This window comes from Salinicola halophilus (assembly GCF_003206155.1).
Classification (GTDB): Bacteria; Pseudomonadota; Gammaproteobacteria; order Pseudomonadales; family Halomonadaceae; genus Salinicola; species Salinicola halophilus.
This window is the reverse complement of the sequence record NZ_PZJV01000007.1, coordinates 120271-139252: the sequence shown is the minus strand read 5'-3', so window position 1 is coordinate 139252 and position 18982 is coordinate 120271. Positions and strand designations below refer to the sequence as shown.

19 protein-coding genes and 3 tRNA genes are annotated in these 18982 nt (G+C 66.0%); 5 read left to right on the top strand and 17 right to left on the bottom strand.

Annotated features, from left to right (window positions below):
- Window positions 1-121: 121 nt before the first annotated feature.
- From astA to DOM33_RS15400, 3 genes are read right to left on the bottom strand one after another with little or no spacing between them, the layout of a single operon-like run.
- Window positions 122-1141, bottom strand: coding sequence for an arginine N-succinyltransferase (gene astA, locus DOM33_RS15410; RefSeq protein WP_110670582.1), 1020 nt, complete (start codon window positions 1139-1141; stop codon window positions 122-124).
- Complete coding sequence (locus DOM33_RS15405) at window positions 1141-2253, bottom strand: arginine N-succinyltransferase (protein ID WP_110670580.1); 1113 nt, start codon at window positions 2251-2253, stop codon at window positions 1141-1143. Before DOM33_RS15405 ends, astA begins: the two co-directional genes overlap by 1 nt.
- Window positions 2250-3464 carry an aspartate aminotransferase family protein gene (locus DOM33_RS15400; RefSeq protein WP_110670579.1) on the bottom strand — a complete coding sequence of 405 codons (1215 nt, stop codon included), beginning with the start codon at window positions 3462-3464 and terminating at the stop codon, window positions 2250-2252. Before DOM33_RS15400 ends, DOM33_RS15405 begins: the two co-directional genes overlap by 4 nt.
- A gap of 283 nt (window positions 3465-3747) precedes the next feature.
- On the opposite strand from DOM33_RS15400, the gene DOM33_RS15395 reads away from it, so the two are divergent.
- Entirely contained in the window at window positions 3748-4542 is a 795-nt protein-coding gene (locus DOM33_RS15395; RefSeq protein WP_110670577.1) for an SDR family NAD(P)-dependent oxidoreductase, read from the top strand.
- Between the two features lie 124 nt (window positions 4543-4666).
- Here the strand turns inward: DOM33_RS15395 and fabF are convergent, their stop codons facing one another.
- From fabF to DOM33_RS15370, 5 genes are all read right to left on the bottom strand, one after another.
- On the bottom strand, window positions 4667-5929 hold the full coding sequence (gene fabF / locus DOM33_RS15390; protein ID WP_110670575.1) for a beta-ketoacyl-ACP synthase II: 1263 nt from the start codon (window positions 5927-5929) through the stop codon (window positions 4667-4669).
- A gap of 10 nt (window positions 5930-5939) precedes the next feature.
- Entirely contained in the window at window positions 5940-6515 is a 576-nt protein-coding gene (locus DOM33_RS15385) for a winged helix-turn-helix transcriptional regulator (RefSeq protein WP_110670573.1), read from the bottom strand.
- A gap of 127 nt (window positions 6516-6642) precedes the next feature.
- Entirely contained in the window at window positions 6643-7692 is a 1050-nt protein-coding gene (locus DOM33_RS15380; RefSeq protein ID WP_110670570.1) for a homocysteine S-methyltransferase family protein, read from the bottom strand.
- 264 nt (window positions 7693-7956) lie between these two features.
- A complete protein-coding gene (locus DOM33_RS15375) occupies window positions 7957-8442 on the bottom strand; it encodes a GNAT family N-acetyltransferase (protein WP_110670568.1) in 486 nt (161 codons plus the stop codon).
- A 228-nt stretch (window positions 8443-8670) separates the two neighbouring features.
- Complete coding sequence (locus DOM33_RS15370) at window positions 8671-9231, bottom strand: cupin (RefSeq protein ID WP_162617997.1); 561 nt, start codon at window positions 9229-9231, stop codon at window positions 8671-8673.
- Between the two features lie 129 nt (window positions 9232-9360).
- Between DOM33_RS15370 and tsaA the strand changes: the two genes are divergently transcribed.
- Together tsaA and DOM33_RS15360 are read left to right on the top strand one after the other, a co-directional pair.
- A complete protein-coding gene (tsaA, locus tag DOM33_RS15365) occupies window positions 9361-10152 on the top strand; it encodes a tRNA (N6-threonylcarbamoyladenosine(37)-N6)-methyltransferase TrmO (protein ID WP_110670564.1) in 792 nt (263 codons plus the stop codon).
- Window positions 10153-10200: 48 nt separating this feature from the next.
- Window positions 10201-10767, top strand: coding sequence for a peptidylprolyl isomerase (locus DOM33_RS15360; RefSeq protein WP_110670562.1), 567 nt, complete (start codon window positions 10201-10203; stop codon window positions 10765-10767).
- 109 nt (window positions 10768-10876) lie between these two features.
- On the opposite strand, the gene purC is transcribed toward DOM33_RS15360, so the two are convergent.
- The 4 genes from purC to dapA all read right to left on the bottom strand — a co-directional run bounded on the left by purC (window position 10877) and on the right by dapA (window position 14550).
- On the bottom strand, window positions 10877-11590 hold the full coding sequence (gene purC / locus DOM33_RS15355; protein ID WP_110670560.1) for a phosphoribosylaminoimidazolesuccinocarboxamide synthase: 714 nt from the start codon (window positions 11588-11590) through the stop codon (window positions 10877-10879).
- A gap of 97 nt (window positions 11591-11687) precedes the next feature.
- Window positions 11688-12536, bottom strand: a complete 849-nt coding sequence (locus tag DOM33_RS15350) for an MBL fold metallo-hydrolase (protein ID WP_110670558.1) — start codon at window positions 12534-12536, stop codon at window positions 11688-11690.
- Window positions 12536-13480, bottom strand: coding sequence for an outer membrane protein assembly factor BamC (locus tag DOM33_RS15345; RefSeq protein WP_239495391.1), 945 nt, complete (start codon window positions 13478-13480; stop codon window positions 12536-12538). Before DOM33_RS15345 ends, DOM33_RS15350 begins: the two co-directional genes overlap by 1 nt.
- 185 nt (window positions 13481-13665) lie before the next feature.
- Window positions 13666-14550, bottom strand: a complete 885-nt coding sequence (gene dapA, locus DOM33_RS15340; RefSeq protein WP_110670554.1) for a 4-hydroxy-tetrahydrodipicolinate synthase — start codon at window positions 14548-14550, stop codon at window positions 13666-13668.
- Between the two features lie 262 nt (window positions 14551-14812).
- On the opposite strand from dapA, the gene DOM33_RS15335 reads away from it, so the two are divergent.
- The gene (locus DOM33_RS15335) at window positions 14813-15283 is read left to right on the top strand and encodes a peroxiredoxin (RefSeq protein ID WP_110670552.1); all 471 of its coding nucleotides are present in this window, start codon (window positions 14813-14815) and stop codon (window positions 15281-15283) included.
- Between the two features lie 73 nt (window positions 15284-15356).
- Here DOM33_RS15335 and DOM33_RS15330 read toward each other — a convergent pair whose 3' ends face one another.
- Window positions 15357-16460, bottom strand: coding sequence for an AI-2E family transporter (locus tag DOM33_RS15330; RefSeq protein ID WP_110670550.1), 1104 nt, complete (start codon window positions 16458-16460; stop codon window positions 15357-15359).
- Entirely contained in the window at window positions 16457-16762 is a 306-nt protein-coding gene (locus DOM33_RS15325) for a sulfurtransferase TusA family protein (RefSeq protein WP_110670548.1), read from the bottom strand. Before DOM33_RS15325 ends, DOM33_RS15330 begins: the two co-directional genes overlap by 4 nt.
- Window positions 16763-16956: 194 nt before the next feature.
- Between DOM33_RS15325 and DOM33_RS15320 the strand changes: the two genes are divergently transcribed.
- Window positions 16957-18438, top strand: coding sequence for a M48 family metalloprotease (locus tag DOM33_RS15320; RefSeq protein ID WP_239495390.1), 1482 nt, complete (start codon window positions 16957-16959; stop codon window positions 18436-18438).
- Between the two features lie 150 nt (window positions 18439-18588).
- On the opposite strand, the gene DOM33_RS15315 is transcribed toward DOM33_RS15320, so the two are convergent.
- The 3 genes from DOM33_RS15315 to DOM33_RS15305 all read right to left on the bottom strand — a co-directional run bounded on the left by DOM33_RS15315 (window position 18589) and on the right by DOM33_RS15305 (window position 18896).
- Window positions 18589-18664 (bottom strand) — tRNA-Lys (locus DOM33_RS15315).
- 59 nt (window positions 18665-18723) lie between these two features.
- Window positions 18724-18799, bottom strand: a tRNA-Lys gene (locus DOM33_RS15310).
- 21 nt (window positions 18800-18820) lie between these two features.
- Window positions 18821-18896: transfer RNA gene (locus DOM33_RS15305), tRNA-Lys, on the bottom strand.
- Window positions 18897-18982 lie beyond the last annotated feature (86 nt).

The window sequence follows — 18982 nt, the reverse complement described above, 5'->3', positions numbered from 1 at the left end:
GTTCTGGAACGCGGGTAAGGCGCCACGCACAGCGCGTTCGGCCCCGCCCCTTACCTCGTCGATTCGTCCTGCGTTGTCGCCTGCCCGCGCCACGGCGCGGGTATCGCTGTCTTTACGTTCTTTACGTTTCGAGCAGGCGCAGCCGGCCGCCACTGCCCACGCCGAGGCGCGCGGCCTCCCGCGGTGTGAGCGTGACGACGCCGTCGTCGCTCGGCCCGCGACCGATCCAGCTGCAGCGAAAATCCGCCATGCCGGTGCTCGCCGCCAGCCAGCCCGGCCGCTCGCTCTGTTCGAGCCCGGCATCGCCGATCTCGACGCTCACGCAGTGGGAGTGGCGGATCGCCCGAACATCGTCGATATACGCCTCGACCGTGGGGCCACCGTCGAAGATGTCGATGTAACCCTCCCAGCGCAGACCTTCTTTCTTGAGCATCTCCAGCGCCGGGCGGGTATGTTCGTGCACCTGACCGATGCAGTCGCGGGCCGCCTGCGGCAGGAACGGCGTGTAGATCGGATACTTCGGCATCAGCTCGCCGATGAAGCTCTTCTGCCCGAGGCCGGTGAGCTGATCCGCCCGCTTGAACTCCATGGGGAAGAAGTGGCTGCCAAGACTCTCCCAGAACGGATTGACGCCCTCGGCGCTGAACGCCCCGCGCATCTCGGCGAGCACCTTGTCGGGAAAGCACTCCCGGAACTCCGCCATGAACAGCCAGCGCGCCTTGGAGAGCAGCGTGCCGTTGCGATCGCGCCGGTAGGCCGGGCGCAGAAACAGCGACGCCACCTCGGCGTCCCCGGTGTGATCCGAACTCAGAAAGAGCGTGTCGATGGTGCGGTGCAGATCGAGCTGCACCGACGAGTGCGCAAGCTTGCCCACCCGGTAGTGATAGAACGGCGTCTCCCGGCCGACTTCGGCCTCGATGGCGCAGCAGCCGGCGAGCTCGCCGCTGGTCTCGTCCTCGAGCACGAAGAAGTAGAGGCGCTCCTCCGGCGGAACGCGGGCCTCGAAGGCCGCGACCGCCTTGTCGATCTTGGCGCTCAGAAACTCCTGGCTGTCCGGCAGCGAGGTGAAACCGACCCCGGTCTCCTGCGCCAGCGCCTTGAGCTCGGCAATGTCGTCGTGTGCGATGGGTCTCAGGCGCATCAGAATTCTCCCTCGTCCAGCGCATCCTCGACGTCCGGCAGCGTCAGCGGTGCGGCAAGTACCGCGCGCCCCTCCTCGACACCCAGCAGCTCGGCCTGGGCCTCGGAGAGCAGCAGCTGCCCGGTGGGCGTCAGCGCGTAGCGCGCCACGGTGCAGCGAAAATCCGCCAGCTGCTGATTGGCGACCATCGCCGGCTCGCCGTCCGGCAGCGAGGCGGCCGGGCGAATACGTACCGGATGCCAGCCACAGCGGGTGAGCGTGCGTAGCCGGACGCGCTCGCCGCGCAGTACGGGCCCGGCGTCGAAGATATCGACGTGGCGCGAACGCACGAACCCTTCGGCGAGCATCTCGGTCAATGCCGGCTCGTGGACCGCGTGTTCGCGGCCGATGGCAGCGCGGGCCTGAGGGGTGAGCAGCGGCAGATAGAGCGGAAACTGCGGCATCACCTCGGCGATGAAGCTCTTCGAGCGCACGCCCGCCAGATGATTGATCTCGTGGTAGTCCTGCTGGAAGAAGTGGCGACCGACGCTGTTCCAGAACGGCGACTGGCCGTCGTCGTCGAGATAGCCCGGGAAGGCGACGCCAAGCACCTCGGCGAAGCGCTCCGGATACTGGGCGATGAACATCAGCCGCGCCCGACGCAGCAGCGAGGCCGCGCTGGTATGGCGATAGCGGGCGTCCAGCGACAGCGCGCAGAGTAGTGACACCTCCGACATCTCGTGGGAGAGCGAGAGCGTCTGCACCTCGTGACGCAGATCGAGCTGCTGCGAGGCGTGGATCAGCGTCTCCTGGCGGTAGGTGTAGTAGACGTCCTGGGCCCCGGCCTGAGCGCGGATGCTCGCCGTCCCCACCAGCTCGCCGCGATCCTCGAGCACGAAGGTGTAGGTCTCGTCACCGGGGAAGTCGACATTGTGGGAGAGCGCTCGCGTCGAGCGGGCGATACGCTCCTCGAGCCGGTCGCGATGCAGCGGCAGATTGGTCAGCCGCGGCGTGGCGCTGCTGGCGAGGCGCTCGATCGCTGCCAGATCGTCCGCCCGCGCGGGGCGCACCAGCAGCTGGCCGGTATCGTCCGCCGCCGCAAGAGCGGCGGCGTCAGTGCGCGAATCGCTCATGATTGGCCGACGAGCCGCTCGATGGCGAGCTCCAGCCGCGCCATGCCCTCTTCGATCTCCACCTCCGAAATCACCAGCGACGGCGCCATGCGCAGCACGTTGGGGCCGGCGACCAGCGCCATCAGCCCCTCTTCGAGAGCCAGCGGCAGGATGTCACGTGCCTTGCCCTGGAAGTCGTCGCTCATCTCGGCGCCGATCAGCAGCCCCATGCCGCGAATCTCCTTGAACACGCCGTGCTTGCGGTTGATCACCTCGAGATGCTCGCGGAAGAGCATGTGGCGCCGCTCGACCCCCTCGAGCACGTCGGGCGTGTCGATGGTGGTCACCGCCGCGAGCCCTACCGCACAGGCCAGCGGGTTGCCGCCGTAGGTGGAGCCGTGGGTACCGACGACCAGCGACTTGGCGACCCGATCGGAGGCCAGCATGGCGCCGAGCGGGAAACCGCCGCCGATCGCCTTGGCGCTGGTCAGGATGTCCGGCGTCACGCCGTAGTGCATGTAGGCGTAGAGCTTGCCGCTGCGTCCGACGCCGGACTGGACCTCGTCCATCACCAACAGCGCCTGATGCTGATCACAGAGCTCGCGCAGCCCCTGCAGGAACTCGGGCGTGGCCGGCGTCACGCCGCCCTCGCCCTGGATCGGCTCGACCACCACCGCGCAGGTGTCGTCGTCGATCAGCGCGCGAACGCTATCCAGATCGTTGAAGGTGGCGTGGCTGATGCCGCCGGGTACCGGGCCGAAGCCCTCGGTGTACTTGGGCTGGCCGCCGACGCTGACGGTGAAGAGCGTGCGCCCGTGGAAGGACTGCTTGAACGAGACGATCTTGTGCTTCTTCTCGCCGAAGTTGTCGAAGCCCCAGCGACGAGCCAGCTTGAACGCCGCCTCGTTGGCCTCGCCGCCGGAGGAGCAGAAGAAGACCTTGTCGGCGAAGGTGCGCTCGACCAGCTCGCGACTCAGCGCCAGCGCCGGCTCGTTGGTGTAGACGTTGGAGAGATGCCAGAGCTTGTTGGCCTGCTCGGTGAGCGCGCCGACCAGCGCCGGATGGCAATGACCGAGCGCGTTGACCGCGATGCCGCCGGCGAAATCGATGTACTCGCGCCCTTCCTGATCCCACAGACGGCTGCCTTCGCCGCGGACCGGGATCGCCTGCTGCGGCGAGTAGTTCGGGGCCATGTACTTGTCGAAATCGTCACGCGTCGAGCTGGCGGGCATGTTTCTCTCCCTGAAGGTGGGTCTATCGAACCGAGGTGTTCAAACGAGTATAGGGACCGGGCGGGGCGGCGACTTTCAGCGATGGGACGAGGAGTTGCGAAAAGCGCCCACGCCCGGCACCCGGCGATCGTCCACCTTATTCGCGAAGACGGGTTGTCGTCACGCCCCGCCGCCCCGATGTCAGAGGCGTACCCAGACGTCAGTCGCGATCGACGGGCGAGCGTCGCCGACTTTCGGCTCCCGCCGTCATCGACTGCGTGAACCACTATCAGGGAGTGTCAGCATGAAGATCGACCTTACCGGCAAGACTGCCATCGTCACCGGTTCCACCGCCGGCATCGGCCTCGCCATCGCCAAGGGGCTCGCCGACGCCGGTGCCGCCGTGACCGTGACCGGGCGCACTCAGGCCCGCGTCGACGAGGCGATCGCCACGCTCCAGGCCGAGGTGCCCGGGTCCACCGCCGACGGCGTCGCAGCGGACCTCGGTACGGCCGAGGGTTGCCGCGCGCTGATTCAGGCCAAGCCCGACTGCGATATCCTGATCAACAACGTGGGGATCTTCGGGCCGAAAGACTTCTTCGAGATCCCGGACGAGGAGTGGCAGCAGTTCTTCGACGTCAACGTGATGAGCGCGGTGCGGCTGTCGCGCCACTACGCCCAGGGCATGAAGCAGCGCGACTGGGGTCGGATCCAGTTCCTCTCCAGCGAATCCGCGCTCAACATCCCCGCCGAAATGGTCCACTACGGCATGACCAAGAGCGCGGTGCAGTCGATCTCCCGCGGTCTCGCCAAGGTGCTCGCCGGCACACAGGTCACGGTCAACGCGGTTCTGCCGGGGCCGACCAAGTCCGAAGGCGTGGGCAACATGATCGCCGACATCGCCCGCCAGCAGGGGGTGAGCGAAGCCGAGGCGGAGGCCAACTTCGTCAAGGAGAACCGGCCGTCGTCGATCATCCAGCGCGTGGCCGAGGTCGACGAGGTCGCCAACCTCAGCGTCTACCTCGCCTCCGAGCAGGCCAGCGCTACCACCGGCGCGGCCATGCGGGTCGAGGGCGGCATCGTCGATACGATGGCCTGAAGCTGCGAGCTGAGAGCTGAGAGCTGCGAAGAAGCCTGAAGCCTGCCATCACAAAAAACGCCAGCGACCTTCGTCGCTGGCGTTTTGCATGACGCATCGCCGATGTCGCCGCGTGCGGCCCGTTTCAGCCGGCGTAGCGCTTGAAGATGATGCTGGCGTTCACCCCGCCGAAGCCGAAGCCGTTGCAGATGGCGTGCTCCATCGACATCTCGCGGGATTCGCCGCGGACGATGTCCATGTCGGCAGCCATCGGGTCCGGGTCGTCGAGATTGCGCGTCACCGGGGCGATCTGATCGCGCAGGGCAAGCAGCGTGAAGATCGATTCGACCCCACCGGCAGCGCCCAGCAGGTGACCGGTCGCGGCCTTGGTCGCGCTGATCGCCGGGCGGTGATCGCCGAACACGCGCCGTACCGCCGCCAGTTCGCCGCGATCGCCGACGGGCGTCGAGGTCGCATGGGCGTTGAGATGGCCGATATCCGTCGGCGCCAGGTTCGCCTGACGCAGGGCAACCTGCATCGCGCGGGCCGCCCCTTCGCCATCTTCCGGCCCGGCGGTCAGGTGGTAGGCATCCGAGCTGGTGCCGTAGCCGACGATCTCCGCGATCGGCTTGGCGCCGCGGGCCAGCGCATGCTCGAGCGTTTCGATCACCAACAGTCCCGCGCCCTCGCCCATGACGAAGCCGTCGCGGCCCTGGTCAAAGGGACGCGAGGCGGCTTCCGGGGTGTCGTTGTAGTGCGAGGAGAGCGCTTTCGCCGCGGCAAAGCCGCCGAGGCTGACGCGATCGATACACGCTTCGCTACCGCCGCAGACGGCGACGTCCGCTTCGCCGGCGTGAATCATCCGTGCGGCATCGCCGATCGCCTGCAGGCCGGCGGCGCAGGCGGTCACCGGCGCGCCCAGCGGTCCCTTGAGGCCGTGGCGGATCGATACGTGACCGCAGGCCAGGTTGGCCAGAAACGACGGAATGGTGAACGGCGACAGGCGACGCGGACCGCGGCTGTCGACGGTGCGCACGGCATCGGCGATGGCCGGAAAGCCGCCGATGCCGGAGCCGATCACGGTGGCGGTACGCTCCTTGTCGGCGTCGCTCTCAGGGAACCAGTCGGCCTGAGTCAGCGCCTGCTCGGCGGCGACCACGGCCATCTGGATGAAGCGGTCCATCTTGCGCCGCTCCTTGGGGTCGATGGTGCCGTCGAGATCGAAACCGGCGCTGTCTTCCTCGATCGTCGGCACCGGCCCGCCAACGCCCACGGCGAGCCCCTCGACGGTTTCTGCCGGCAGCTGGCGCAACCCGGAGGCGCCGGACAGCAGTCGCTGCCAGACGGTTTCGAGATTGCAGCCCAGCGGCGAGAGAATGCCCATTCCGGTCACTACGATGCGTCGCATGACGGTGTCCTTATCGGTCGTTGATCGAACGCCTGACCGCGTCGGCCCCCGCTGCGGGGGCCGCCTCGTCGGTCTCGGCGGAATTCGGGGTGGTGCGCGCGCGCATCGCATGCATGCGTTCGGCGCGTCGATGCATGGCCGGCGTGGCGTCCGGCCCGGGAGATAGCGTGAGACATTCCAGCGTGAGCGCCTCGCCCGTCGCCGCGTCGACGACGACCGGCGCGATGGGCGCCCGGGTATCGCGGTCGATCAGGCGAAGCCCCCGTTGAGGAATCGGGCGATGCGACTCGCCCCACTGATAGAGCGTGAGAATCACCGGTAGCAGATCGCGACCGGCCTGGGTGAGTCGATACTCGAAGCGCGCCGGGCGATCCTGATAGCGGAATTTCTCCAGCAGACCGTTGGCGACCATGCGCTCGAGACGCCGCGTCAGCATGTTGGAGGCAATGCCCAGATCACGCTGGAACGTGTCGAAGCGCGTGGCGCCCTGGAAGGCGTCACGCAGGATCAACAGCGTCCAGCTGTCGCCCACGCAGTGTAGCGCGCGGGCGACGGGACAGAGTTCGGGATCGTCACTCACTTTCATAATGAAAGCGACTTTACCGGAATTCGGTTTCGAGGGAAAGTTCGGGCCGATGGCCGCACATCTTCGGCATCGCATCAGCCGGACGCGACACCGTCGCGCCCGGTCTCCGCTCTCGACGGGCCCTGCGTCAGGCTTTCTCGCCCAGCGCGGTGATGTGCTTTGGCAGGCGGTCGTGGGTGCCGTACATGAAGTGGTTCTGCATGCGCTCGGCGAATCGCGCCGCTTCCGGCTCGCGGCCAACGCTCATGGCGACTTCACGAATGTGCATCGGCGCGGCGCCGCAGCAGACACCGAGATAGTTGACGCCGAGATCGAAGGCCTGGCGGGCAAAGGCGCCGAGTTCGTAGCGGTTGCAGAACAGCGGATCGAGCGCAGTGGGGAACGGCCGCCCGTGCGGCGACGGGCAGCTGCAGTTGTGCGTATCGGAGAGGTTGAAGAAGGTCGGCTCCTGCGCGGTGGTGCGAAAGGTCACCGGCAGCGCCGCCACGTGACAGGAAACCGCCTCGCGAACCTGCTGAATCCACGGCAGCATGGTGTCCGGCCCGCGGAAGCAGTTCAGCCCGACCACGCTGGCGCCGTTGCCTTCGAGTGCCACGCAGGTCTCGACGATGCCGGGGCCGTCGATCATCCGATTCTCGGCCATCGGCGCCAGCGTGATGACGGCGGGCAGCCCCTTGGCCTTGATCGCTTCCAGTGCCGCCTGGGCCTCGCCGGCGTAATAGAAGGTTTCGCCGATGATGAAGTCGGCGCCCTCTTCGACCGCCCACTCCACCATCTCGTCGAACATCGCGCGCACACTCTGCTGCGACGCCGGGTCTTCCGGGTCCCAGACGTTACTGTTGGAGATGTTGCCGGCCATCAGGTTGCCCGGCTTGTCGTCGGCGACTTTGCGCGCGATCTTGAGCGCGGCGCGGTTCAGCGGCTCCAGCAGCTCTTCCTTGCCGATCACCCGCATCTTCTCGCGATGGCCGTTGTAGGTGAACGCCTGAACGATGTCCGAACCGGCGTGCTGGAAATCTCGATGCAGGGCTTCCAGCGCGTCGGGGCGCAGCAGTGCCACCTCCGGCACGAACTCACCGGCGGAGAGATAGCCGCGCCGCTCGAGTTCGAAGAGGAAACCTTCGGCGCAGATGAGGGGACCCTGGTCGAGCCGCTGGGTGATCAGATCGTTTGCCATCGATGAATACCTTCAAGTGCGTTGGGATCGGTCTGACGCCATTGTGTCAGCCGTCCTGAAATGAAAACCAATGAAGGATTCGTCGTTTTTCATGAATGGGTTTCATGAATGGCCATCGAGTGCACGACAATGGCGGCGCGGTAACGGTGAAGGCGATGAAAGACGGCCGGCTGGCAGGGGGCGAGTCGGGGCGGGGTCGTTTCGGGCGCCGGGGAGGAAGCGGCCATCGTGGGGCTAGAGCTTGCGAACTGGCTCGCCGGCGCATCAGGTATCGAGCGCGTAGTGCAGCCTGACACGGTCGAGTCGCTGGCCGTGGCGCTCCACCCAGTTCTGGCTCTCGCGAACCCACCCGCTGGCTTCGAGACTGGGCGCGAGTATCAGGCTCGCCTCGATGCCGATTCGCGGCACCCCGGCCAGACGAAACGCCTCCAGCGTGAGTGCGAGCAGTCTGGCACCGATACCCTGACGGGCGACCGAGGGCCAGACATAGAGCGTTTCCACACAGCTGAGTGCCGTATCACGCTCGCAAAAGCCCACGCAGTGGCCGTCGCACTCGGCGATCAGCGTCGGATAGAGCACCTGACGTGCCATCCAGGCCTCGGCAGTGCGCGGCAGTGCCGCTGCCCAGGCTTCGCGCTGAGCGAGGGTGTAGTGTGACGACGCCCCTTCCATCACCGCGTGATGGAACACTTCCGCCTGATCCGCCGCATCCCGCGGCAGGGCCTCTCGAAAACGCGTCCGCGCGATCATGCTCTCTCCTCGCCGTTCGGCCGGCTCGCCGGACACGGCCCCCGCTGACGGAATGTTCGACTGGGTCGCTCGCCGCGACGCCGTCGATCCACTGCCATCCTGGCGACACACAACGCGCTCGGCAACATGATCCCAGGCAAGCCGAATCAGGCAGATGAAGCGATCCGCCTCATCGAATCAATGCTTAGCGAATCAACACTTGGCCAATCAACACCTGGCGAATCGACGTCAGGCGACGGCATCTTCGATCAGTTTTTCGAATCGGGGGAATCGGGTGGCGATATCGCTCGCGGTGGCAATCGAGCTTTGCGACAGCGAGTTGCTCATGGTCAGCAGCAGGAAGTCCGGTTCCGGACCGATGTCGAGCCAGTGCGGCAGCCCCGCCGGCAACGAGATCAGATCGCCTCGCTCACAGCCGACGACATAGACGCGGTTGTTCACGTGCAGATAGAAGATCGCCTGTCCGCGCAGGAACAGGTGCCAGCTCTCCTCCTCGTCGGCGGATTCGGAGAACAGCAGTTCGCGACGCAGCTCGAGATCCGGATATCGCGGGCTCATGCCGCGCAGATCGCAGTGCGCGCGACCGCTCAATCGCAGCACTTCGGCCGCAACGTCGTGGTGGAGCACCATCAGTTCCTGCCGATCGACGCCGACCGGTAGCGGGGTCAGCTCTCGCCGATCGAAATAAACCTCGATCGAACTCATTTCCAGCGAGATGCGGTAGGGATCGTGCGTGCTCAGCAGCGGCTGCTCACCGTCCGCTTCGTGATATACGTGTAAAAAACTCATCCAACACCTCTCCGTGGCATCTGCGAGTCCGTATGATGCGAGTCGATGGATTGCCCGTCTCATCGTGGCTCACGCGTCCCTGCAGTATGGCACCGTTGCCGAATTTCACCTCCAGAAGTCCGATTTTCCATGCAATCTCTGGACACAAGCTTCACGCTCTCGGCGATCGGTCATGTCGCGAGCGACTATCCCGACAAGTTCGGCATTCCCCGCCAGCCGGGCCTGGCGCCGTCGGCACGGGCGATCCTCTATCTCGCTCCCGCGTACGACGATCCGCTCGCCGTTGCCGGCCTCGAGGACTTCGAGCATCTCTGGCTGCAGTTCGTCTTCGACCGCAGCCCCGAGCGCTGGTCGCCGCGGGTACGTCCGCCCCGACTGGGCGGCAATCGCCGCATCGGCGTCTTCGCCAGTCGCGCCACGCACCGCCCCAACCGCCTTGGCCTATCGCTGGTCACGCTCGAGCGCGTCGAGACCAGCACCAAACCGACACCGAGCGAGGCGCCGATCGTGGGCTCGCGGCTGGCCGAGCAGCGAAGTCGCGTCAAGCTTCATCTGCGCAGCCACGATCTCAGCGATGCCACGCCGATTCTCGACATCAAGCCCTACCTGCCATGGGCGGAGGCCCGACACGATGCTCGCGCGGGCTTCGCGCCGGCGCCGCCGACGGCCACATCGGTCCGGTTCACCGCGCCGGCGGAGCGGCAGCTCGCCCATCACCCCTCGGGTGAAGCGCTGCGCCGGCTGATCGAGGAGGTCCTGGCGCAGGACCCGCGCCCGGCCTATCACGCCGGCGACTCGGCGGCGCGCGACTACGGCGTCGGTCTGCGCGACGTCAACGTGCGATTTCGCGCGGTAGCAGGCGCGACACCCACCACGCTCGAGGTGTTCGCGGTCGCCCCCCGGGATCTGGTCACGCCCTGACGATCCGGCTAGGCTTGGCGCTCTTCGCCAACCGTCTGGAGCCTGCCGATGCGAATGCCGACGATCCTGTTCTCCCTCCCTCTTCTGGCGACCCTGTCGCTACCGGCACTCGCCGATACCGACTCGCCCCACGTGCGGTTGGAGACGAGCCAAGGGAACATCGAACTCGAGCTCGACGCCCAGGCGGCGCCGCGTACGGTCGAGAATTTTCTGCGCTACGTCGACGAGGACTTCTACGCCGGAACGGTGTTTCACCGGGTGATTCCCGGCTTCATGATCCAGGGCGGGGGCATGGACGCCGAACTCGAGAGCCAGTCCACGCATGCACCGATCGCGCTGGAGAAGAGCGGCATCCCGAACGGCCGCGGTACCGTTGCCATGGCGCGAACGTCCAATCCGGACTCCGCGACCAGCCAGTTCTTCGTCAATCTGGAAGACAACGACGCGCTCGACTATCGCGACCTCTACAATCCGGGCTACACCGTCTTCGGCCACGTCGTGTCGGGCATGGAAGTGGTCGACGCCATCGCCCAGACCCCGACCGGGCGCCAAGGGCCGCATGCGGACGTTCCCCGCGAGCCGATCACGATCCTGGGTGCCAAACGCCTCGACTGAGTTGTCTTGGTGCACGCCTCGACACGTCAGCGACAAAAAAGCCCGACGGTNNACCGTCGGGCTTTTTGGGATTCTGGCGACTCGAGCGGCGATTGCCGCCAGGGGCGTCTCAGTCGAAAGTCATGCCGATCCGGCGCCCCACCTCTTCGTAGGCTTCGATCACGCCGCCAAGCCCCTGGCGGAAGCGGTCCTTGTCCATCTTCTCGCGGGTGTTGGCGTCCCACAGCCGGCAGCCGTCGGGGGAGAACTCATCACCCAGCACGATCTCGCCGTCGAACACGCCGAACTCGAGCTTGTAGTCCACCAGCAGCATGTCGCCGTCGAGGAAGAGCTGCTTGAGCACGTCGTTGACGCGAAAGGTGAGCGACTTCATGGTCGCCAGCTGCTCGGGCGTGGCCCAGCCGAAGGTCTCGGCGAGCGACTCGTTGATCATCGGGTCGCCCTTCTCATCGTTCTTGAGAAAGAGCTCGAAGGTCGGCGGCGCGAGCGCGATGCCCTCCTCGACCCCCAGACGACGTACCAGGCCGCCCGCGGCGACGTTACGCACCACGCACTCGACCGGAATCATCTCGAGCTTTTTCACTACGCACTCGGTCTCGGAGAGCAGCGTGTCGAAGTGCGTGGGGATGCCCGCTTCCGCCAGCTTTTGCATGACGAAGGCGTTGAAGCGGTTGTTGACCATGCCCTTGCGCTCGAGCGCCTCCTTCTTCTTGCCGTCGAAGGCGCTGGTGTCGTCGCGGAAGTGCAGCACCAGCCGCTGCGGGTCGTCGCTCAGATAGACCGACTTGGCCTTGCCGGCATAGAGAAGATCGCGTTTTTGCATGCAGCTGTCTCCGCGTCGCGCCCGAGAGTCGATGGAAAAGACGGGCGCCTGATTCTTGATAGGGTGAAATGTCGGATATCGCGACGGCCGCGGCCGATCAGGCGACTCGCTGCCAGTCGGTTCCCTGATTCTGCGCTGACATCATCAGCCGCGACGCATCGCCGTCGAGCAGTGGCGTGAGCGCCTCGCGGGCCAGATCGGGGTGATTATTCTGCTCCGAGAGGTGCGAACAGACAATCCGCTGCAGGCGGTCGAGCCCGAGATGCTTGAGCAGCGCCGCCGCCTGGACGTTGGCGAGATGCCCCCAGCGCCCGGCGACCCGACGCTTGAGGTGCGCCGGATAGGGGCCGTCGGCGAGCATTCGCGGATCGTGGTTGCACTCGAGAAAGAGCGCGTCGCAGCCGCGGAACGCCTCGACCACGTGCGCCGTGGGGTGGCCGAGATCGGTGAGCACGCCGAGATGGCGGTCGTGGGCGCGAAAGCGGAACTGGACCGGTTCGCGCGCGTCGTGCGGCACGGTGACGGGATCGATATCGAGTCCGCCAATGGCGAAGCGTGCCTGCGGCGTGATCAGGGTGTGGCTGCCGAGCTCGCCCAGCCGACCGCTGAGCCAGCTGCCGGCGCTGAGATGCACCGGGATGGCATAGCGCCGGGCCATCGGCCCCACGCCGGTGATGTGGTCGCTGTGCTCGTGGGTCACGAGGATCGCCGAGAGCTGACGCGGATGCACGCCGAGCGCGGCCAGACGTCGCTCCGCCTCCTTCAGGCGAAAACCGCAGTCCACCAGCACCAGCGTCTCACCGTCGCTGACCAGGGTCGCGTTGCCCTTGCTGCCGCTGCCCAGCGAGGCGAAGTAGAGCCCGGGTGACGCCTCACCCCCCAATGGAGAACCGAGCCCTTGTGAGGCCCCGGACGCCTGCCGCCGGGCTGCCGACGATGGCTGCATCAGCGCAGCGTTGCCGCAATGGCATCGAGCAGATCGCGTGACGCGGTGGCAGGAACCTGGCCACCCTCCGGATCTTCGACGCGCACCGTGGTCGCCCCGGCCTGGGACTGGAGCTGCAGGCGGTAGCGCGTCGCCGGCGCGGCATCGTCGCCGAACCAGTTCACCGGATTGGCCCAGCCGCCCCAACTACCGCCGCTCTCCCCGCTTTGGCGGTAGTCGACGTAGAACTGACCGGCACTGCGATTCTGGTCGACCAGCGTCAGACGATCGGCATCGAAGGCGTTCTGCAGTTGGTAGAGAAGCTCCGACCAGGCCCGCTCCCCATCCAGCGCCAGCGCCAGCTGCCAGCTGTCACCCCGGTTCTGCAGCTTGATCCGCTCGCTCTGATCGAGCGGCTGGGCGGCGAGCGAGACACCGGTATCGGCATCACCGCTGGCCTCCAGGTACGCCTTCACCGCGCTCAGACACTGGGCGCTGTCGCCGACGCCGCAGCGCACTTCGCTGGTGCCGCTGCGCAGCCCCTGGCGAACGCTCAGGCTTCCCTGTGCGGTATCGATTCGCCCGCTGGCAGGATCGATGGCGGTGGCGGCAACGCCGTGGTCGGCAACGAAACCCTGCAGGCGGGGCCAGACGCTCGCCGGGGCGGCGCTCACCAGCAGCCAGCTCTCGCTTCCCGCCTCGCGAATCTCGGCAAAAGGTTGATCGCTGCTGCCGCTCGCCGCCAGCGGCTCGGGGCGCGGGGCGTCGGGATCGGACTCGGAGACCATGAAGTCGCTGTCGGCCTGGGGTACCGGCATCGAATCCTGATAGCGGGTCGCATTCTGCGAATCCGGCAGCTTCAGCGGCTCGCTCATCTCGGCGTGGCGGTATTCGTCGTTGCGATCGTAGTAGTAACCGCTCTGGAACAGACCGCAGCCGCTCAGTGCGACGGACGAGCACAACATCAGGGGCATCCACTTGAGGATGGGCTTCATGCATCCACCTTTCTTCGATACGGGCGATTCTTCGATACGGAGCGACGCGTCACGGATGACGCGTCTCGATGAGGGCGCGGGTCGCGCTTCGACGACGTCCGAGTGTCAAGTTCGGTCCCACTGGCGCGAGGGCCCGAACGTCTGACCGCTCGGAATCACGTCGGTTCGACACCCGCCAGCTGAAGCGCTTCGCCGACGTTGCCGTGATAGCGCTCGGAGAGCCAGGTCATCGGCAGTCGAATGCCTTCGCCGGCATAGCCCATGCGGTTGAGCGCCCACTTGACGGGAATCGGGTTGGATTCGATACCGAGCGCGGTATGCAGCGAGGCCAGCCGAGCATTGATCTGATGGGCGCGGTCACGCTGGCCGGCGGTCGCGGCGACGCACAGCTCATGCATGGCGCGCGGGACGACGTTGGCCGTCACCGAGATATCGCCGTGCCCGCCCATCAGCATGAAGTCGCAGGCGGTCGGGTCGTCGCCGGAGTAGAGCGCGAAGTCGCTATCCTTGAGCCGGTCGATCAGCTCCTCGGCACGCTCGAGGTTGCCGGTGGCATCCTTGAGACCGACGATGCGATCGAGCTCGGCGAGACGAAAGACCGTCTCGTTGTAGATGTCGGAACAGGTGCGGCCGGGCACGTTGTAGAGAATGATCGGCAGCTCGCTGGCCTCGGCGACCGCCTTGAAGTGGCGATACAGGCCCTCTTGCGTGGGCTTGTTGTAGTAGGGCGCCACCGACAGGCAGTAGTCGGCGCCGACGTCGCTTGCGTAGCGCACCAGCTCTACCGCCTCGGCGGTGTTGTTGGCGCCGGTCCCGGCAATGACGGGGATTCGGCCGTTGACCTCCTCGACCACCGTACGGATCACGTCGAAGTGCTCCGCGAACGACATCGTGGTGGGCTCGCCGGTGGTCCCCGCGGCGACGATAGCGTCGGTGCCTTGCTCGAGATGGAAATTCACCAGCCGCCGCAGCGCTTCCCAATCGATCTCGCCACCGGCGTTCATCGGTGTCGCCAGGGCGACGATGCTGCCTGTGATCATCTTGCCGTTCTCTCCCTAAAAACCGATTCGGCTCGGCGCGGCGTATCGCGTCCGACGCTGACTGTATGGCCCGTTCGAAGCCGATTTCCGCAAACCCCAGATGGTACTCAGGCAACTGTGGCGTGTACAGCCGAGCCCGGGCGCGGCTCAAACCTGCCTCTCGCGCCGCATCGCATGGCGGGATCGGTTATCGTGCCCCGAGGGCGTCGACGTCGCTTACGTCGAACGCCCGTTTTTCCTTTGATCGTTTCGGAGAGTCAGCATGACAGTCAGCGTTGGAGAACCGGTCGAGAACTTCACCGCCGAGGCGACCGGCGGTGCGCCCTTTCGTCTCGAGGATTACCGCGGCCAACAGGTCGTGATCTACTTCTATCCCAAGGACAGCACGCCCGGATGCACCACCGAGGGCGGTGACTTTCGCGACAATATCGACGCCTTCGCCGCGGCCAACACCGTCGTGGTCGGCGTCTCCCGCGACGGCATCAAGTCCCACGAGAACTTCAAGGCCAAGCAAGGCTATCCGTTCGAGCTGATCTCGGACCGTGACGAGGCCATTTGCCGCCAGTTCGACGTGATCAAGCTCAAGAAGCTCTACGGCAAGGAGCACCTAGGCATCGAGCGCAGCACTTTCTTGATCGACAAGGAGGGCCGGCTCGCCCGCGAGTGGCGTGGTGTGAAGGTACCGGGGCACGTCGACGAAGTGCTCGCCGCCGCGCGTGACCTCAACGACTGAACCACCGCCCGGGTGCCGCGCTCGAGGTGCCGTGATCGTCACGGCGCCTCGAGACGCTCGACCGCGCTATCGTTCAACCGTTCTCTCGCTCAACCGTTCTTTCACTCAGCCGCTCGACCGCTCGCTCGCCCCGCGGCCAGGCGGTCACCAGCGCCTTCATCAATGTCGCCAGTGGAATGGCGAAGAAGATCCCCCAGAAGCCCCAGATCCCGCCGAAGAACAGCACCGCCAGGATGATCGATACCGGATGCAGATTGACCGCCTCCGAGAACAGGATCGGTACCAGCACGTTGCCATCCAGCGCCTGGAGAATGGCGTAGGCGACCAGCACGTAGAAGAACTGCTCGCTCATGCCGAAGTGGAACCCCGCCACCGCGGCGACGGGCAGCGTCGCCACCGCCGCGCCGATGTAGGGCACGAGCACCGACAGCCCGACGATCAGCGCCAGCAGCGCCGCATAGGGCAGACCGAACGCCCAGAACGTCGTGAAGGCGACGCCGCCGACGATGGTGATCTCGATCGCCTTGCCGCGGACGTAGTTGGCGATCTGGTCGTCCATTTCCAGCCAGATTCGCGTCATCAGCGAGCGCTTTCGCGGCAGCAGCGAGAGCAGAAAGCCGACCAGCCGCTCGCGATCCTTGAGCAGAAAGAAGACCAGGATCGGCACCAGCACCAGATAGATGATCACCGCCATCACGCTGCCGAGGGAGGCGAGCGAGAGGGTCAGCGCCCGCTGGCCGAGCTGCGACGCCTGGCGGCCCGCGGTGGCGATCCAGCCCTGGATCTGGTCCGGCGTGACGATGGTGGGATACTGTTTCTGCATCTCGCCGAGCCAGCGCTGGGAGCTGTCGAACATGCTCGGCGCCTCGCGCACCAGCTCGACGAGCTGGTTCCACACCAGCGGCAACACGACCAGACACAGCGCCAGCAGCGCACCGACGAAGAGCAGAAAGACCAGACCGACGGCGAGCAATCGTGGCAACCCTCGGCGTTCGAGCCAGCTCACCACCCCCTGAAGCAGGAAGGCGACCACCAGGGCCGTGAAAAACGGTGCCAATGCCTGACCGAGCCAGATCACCAGCAGACAGCCGCCCACCAGTAGCGCCAGCAGCACGATCGCCTCTTCGTCCGACAGATAGCGTTCGAACCAGCGCTGAACGGCACGCTTCAAGCTCATGAACTCTCCCCTTTGGTGGCCTTGCGCAGTCGATAGCGGTAGCGCCCTTCTTCCGCGATGCGCTCGATCAGCTCGTGACGGCTGTGGGCGGCGAAGCTCTCGAAGTCACGCCACGAGCCGGGGTCGGTGGCAACCACCTCCAGAATACCGCCGTCGGGCAGACCGGTGAGGGCCTGCTTCGCCTTGAGCAGCGGCAGCGGACAGGCGAGACCGCTGGTATCGAGACGGCTATCCGGCGCGACGGCGTCACGCTCGGTAGACGATACCGATGGGAAAGAGCGTTCGTTGGGCTCGTGAGGCATGGCGCTTCCTGATTCGCGTGGCGATCTTGATCATCGAAAGTCGAACGTCGAACCTCCAGCACCGCAGCCAACGACCGTCTCGATCGAGGCGTCGACTCCCGAGGGCGACTGCGGCAGACTGCGATCGAAAGCATGATAACGCAAACCCAATAATGGCTTGCGGCGCTTTCATCCGTTCGGAGACGAGAACGTTCATGATGCAACGATCCCCGAGTTTCCCCCGGCGCGCCGTTCGCCTCTCGCGTCGCTGGCTGACGAACGCGGCGCTCGCCGTGACGCTCGGCACCGGCGTGCCGACTGCCGGGGCGCAGTCGACCTATCAGCTACCGGATCTCGGCAGTACCAGCGCCTCGGTCACTACCGGCGACGAGTACCGCCTCGGTCGCGCCTGGCTGCGCCAGTTTCGCGCCCAGACGGATCAGTGGCAGGACCCGATCGCGGAAACCTATGTGCGCTCGATGCTCGCTCGCCTGCAGCCCTACAGCGGGGCCAACGAACGGCTGGTGGTGACACTGGTGGAGAGTCGCCTGCTCAACGCCTTCGCGGTGCCCGGCGGCGTCGTTGGTGTCAACGCCGGACTCTTCGCCTCGGCACCGCAGGAAGGCGAGTTCGCCTCCGTGCTGGCCCACGAGCTCGGCCACCTCGCCCAGCGCCACTACGCTCGGCGCATGGAGCGGGTCGAGCAGACCCAGCTGCCGACCATGGCCGCCATGCTCGCGGGCATGGTGATCGCCGCCGGCGGCGGTGGCAGCGCCGGTATCGCCGCGATGATGGGATCCCAGGCCGCCTTCGTCCAGGATCAGCTCGCCTACTCCCGGCGCTTCGAACAGGAGGCCGACCGCGTGGGCCTCGAGGCCATGGCCAAGGCCGGCTACGACCCGCAGGCGATGCCGGAGATGTTTCGCTCGCTGCAGAAGCTCGCCGCGCTGCAGGGCGGCAACCCGCCGGAGTTCCTGCTCACCCACCCGGTGACGGAGTCGCGGATCAGCGATACCCAGGCACGGGCCAACCAGCTCCCCTCGCCGGCGGGCGTGATCGACCCCACCTACGCCATGATTCGCGCCCGCGCGCTGCTGATGCTCAATCAGGACACCCCGGCCCAAGCGATGACCGTGCTCACCCAGGAGGACCCGCCGGCTGCGGCGGTACGCTACCTGCAGGCGCTGACCGATGCCGAGAAGACGCGCTATGACACCGCGCTTTCCACCCTCGACGCCCTGGCGCAGGACTATCCGGATCTCTCGCTGATTCCCACGACGGCCGCCGAGATCGCCTATGCCGCGAACCGTCGAGAAGTCGCCCTGGAGCGCGCCCGGCGCGTACTCAGACTGTCGCCGAACTACTACCCCGCCCAGTGGGTTCAGGCCGAAGCGCTGCTGCAGATGGCCCCTGAGCGCGCCTTTGGCGTGCTGCGCGACATGAGCGAAAGCTACCCCGAAGACCCCAATGTCTTCGGCCTGCTCGCCGAGGCGGCCGGGCGCAGCGGTCGCGACGCCTGGGGTCAGCTTGCCCGCGCCGAGCAGCTTCAGCTCGAGGGCAGCATCGATACCGCCATCCGTCAGCTGGACTCGGCCGGCGACGCCGCCAAGCGTGACGGCGACTACGCCATGGCAGGTCGCATCGAACGACGACGACAGGATTTTCTCGGCTATCGAGAGACGATGCGGAATTTCTGAGCAGGATGGCTATAGCCGCCAATAGTTCAGGCCGGCCACCGCATGACGCGTGAGTGAGGTCATTTTTCGATAGGCCAGGCGTGCCAGGCGCCCGCAAACATTGGCGCTATACAAGAACCGAACGGCGCTTAGGGAGGCGAAGAGCAGTAATGGTGGGTCGTGTAGGATTCGAACCTACGACCAATTGGTTAAAAGCCAACTGCTCTACCAACTGAGCTAACGACCCGGAAAGTGCGATCGGCGGGGATGCCGAATCGATGCCATGACGGCGAGAGGTGGAGTCGATGGTGGGTCGTGTAGGATTCGAACCTACGACCAATTGGTTAAAAGCCAACTGCTCTACCAACTGAGCTAACGACCCATCGAGCGACCCGTCGGAAAGTGGTGGGTCGTGTAGGATTCGAACCTACGACCAATTGGTTAAAAGCCAACTGCTCTACCAACTGAGCTAACGACCCCTTCCGACTGCGCGCACATACTACTGGTAACCCCCGGGGCAGGCAAGCGTTTTTTACTGTCCCGGGGAATCCCACGCTACATGGAA

Coding starts and splice junctions, on each gene's coding strand:
- DOM33_RS15335 (WP_110670552.1), top strand. CDS start 14,813: ATGACAGTCAGCGTTGGAGAACCGGTCGAGAACTTCACCGCCGAGGCG.
- DOM33_RS15330 (WP_110670550.1), bottom strand. CDS start 16,460: ATGAGCTTGAAGCGTGCCGTTCAGCGCTGGTTCGAACGCTATCTGTCG.
- astA (WP_110670582.1), bottom strand. CDS start 1,141: ATGCGCCTGAGACCCATCGCACACGACGACATTGCCGAGCTCAAGGCG.
- DOM33_RS15370 (WP_162617997.1), bottom strand. CDS start 9,231: ATGAGTTTTTTACACGTATATCACGAAGCGGACGGTGAGCAGCCGCTG.
- purC (WP_110670560.1), bottom strand. CDS start 11,590: ATGCAAAAACGCGATCTTCTCTATGCCGGCAAGGCCAAGTCGGTCTAT.
- DOM33_RS15380 (WP_110670570.1), bottom strand. CDS start 7,692: ATGGCAAACGATCTGATCACCCAGCGGCTCGACCAGGGTCCCCTCATC.
- DOM33_RS15345 (WP_239495391.1), bottom strand. CDS start 13,480: ATGTTGTGCTCGTCCGTCGCACTGAGCGGCTGCGGTCTGTTCCAGAGC.
- DOM33_RS15395 (WP_110670577.1), top strand. CDS start 3,748: ATGAAGATCGACCTTACCGGCAAGACTGCCATCGTCACCGGTTCCACC.
- DOM33_RS15320 (WP_239495390.1), top strand. CDS start 16,957: ATGATGCAACGATCCCCGAGTTTCCCCCGGCGCGCCGTTCGCCTCTCG.
- dapA (WP_110670554.1), bottom strand. CDS start 14,550: ATGATCACAGGCAGCATCGTCGCCCTGGCGACACCGATGAACGCCGGT.
- DOM33_RS15405 (WP_110670580.1), bottom strand. CDS start 2,253: ATGAGCGATTCGCGCACTGACGCCGCCGCTCTTGCGGCGGCGGACGAT.
- DOM33_RS15400 (WP_110670579.1), bottom strand. CDS start 3,464: ATGCCCGCCAGCTCGACGCGTGACGATTTCGACAAGTACATGGCCCCG.
- tsaA (WP_110670564.1), top strand. CDS start 9,361: ATGCAATCTCTGGACACAAGCTTCACGCTCTCGGCGATCGGTCATGTC.
- DOM33_RS15385 (WP_110670573.1), bottom strand. CDS start 6,515: ATGAAAGTGAGTGACGATCCCGAACTCTGTCCCGTCGCCCGCGCGCTA.
- DOM33_RS15375 (WP_110670568.1), bottom strand. CDS start 8,442: ATGATCGCGCGGACGCGTTTTCGAGAGGCCCTGCCGCGGGATGCGGCG.
- DOM33_RS15360 (WP_110670562.1), top strand. CDS start 10,201: ATGCGAATGCCGACGATCCTGTTCTCCCTCCCTCTTCTGGCGACCCTG.
- DOM33_RS15325 (WP_110670548.1), bottom strand. CDS start 16,762: ATGCCTCACGAGCCCAACGAACGCTCTTTCCCATCGGTATCGTCTACC.
- fabF (WP_110670575.1), bottom strand. CDS start 5,929: ATGCGACGCATCGTAGTGACCGGAATGGGCATTCTCTCGCCGCTGGGC.
- DOM33_RS15350 (WP_110670558.1), bottom strand. CDS start 12,536: ATGCAGCCATCGTCGGCAGCCCGGCGGCAGGCGTCCGGGGCCTCACAA.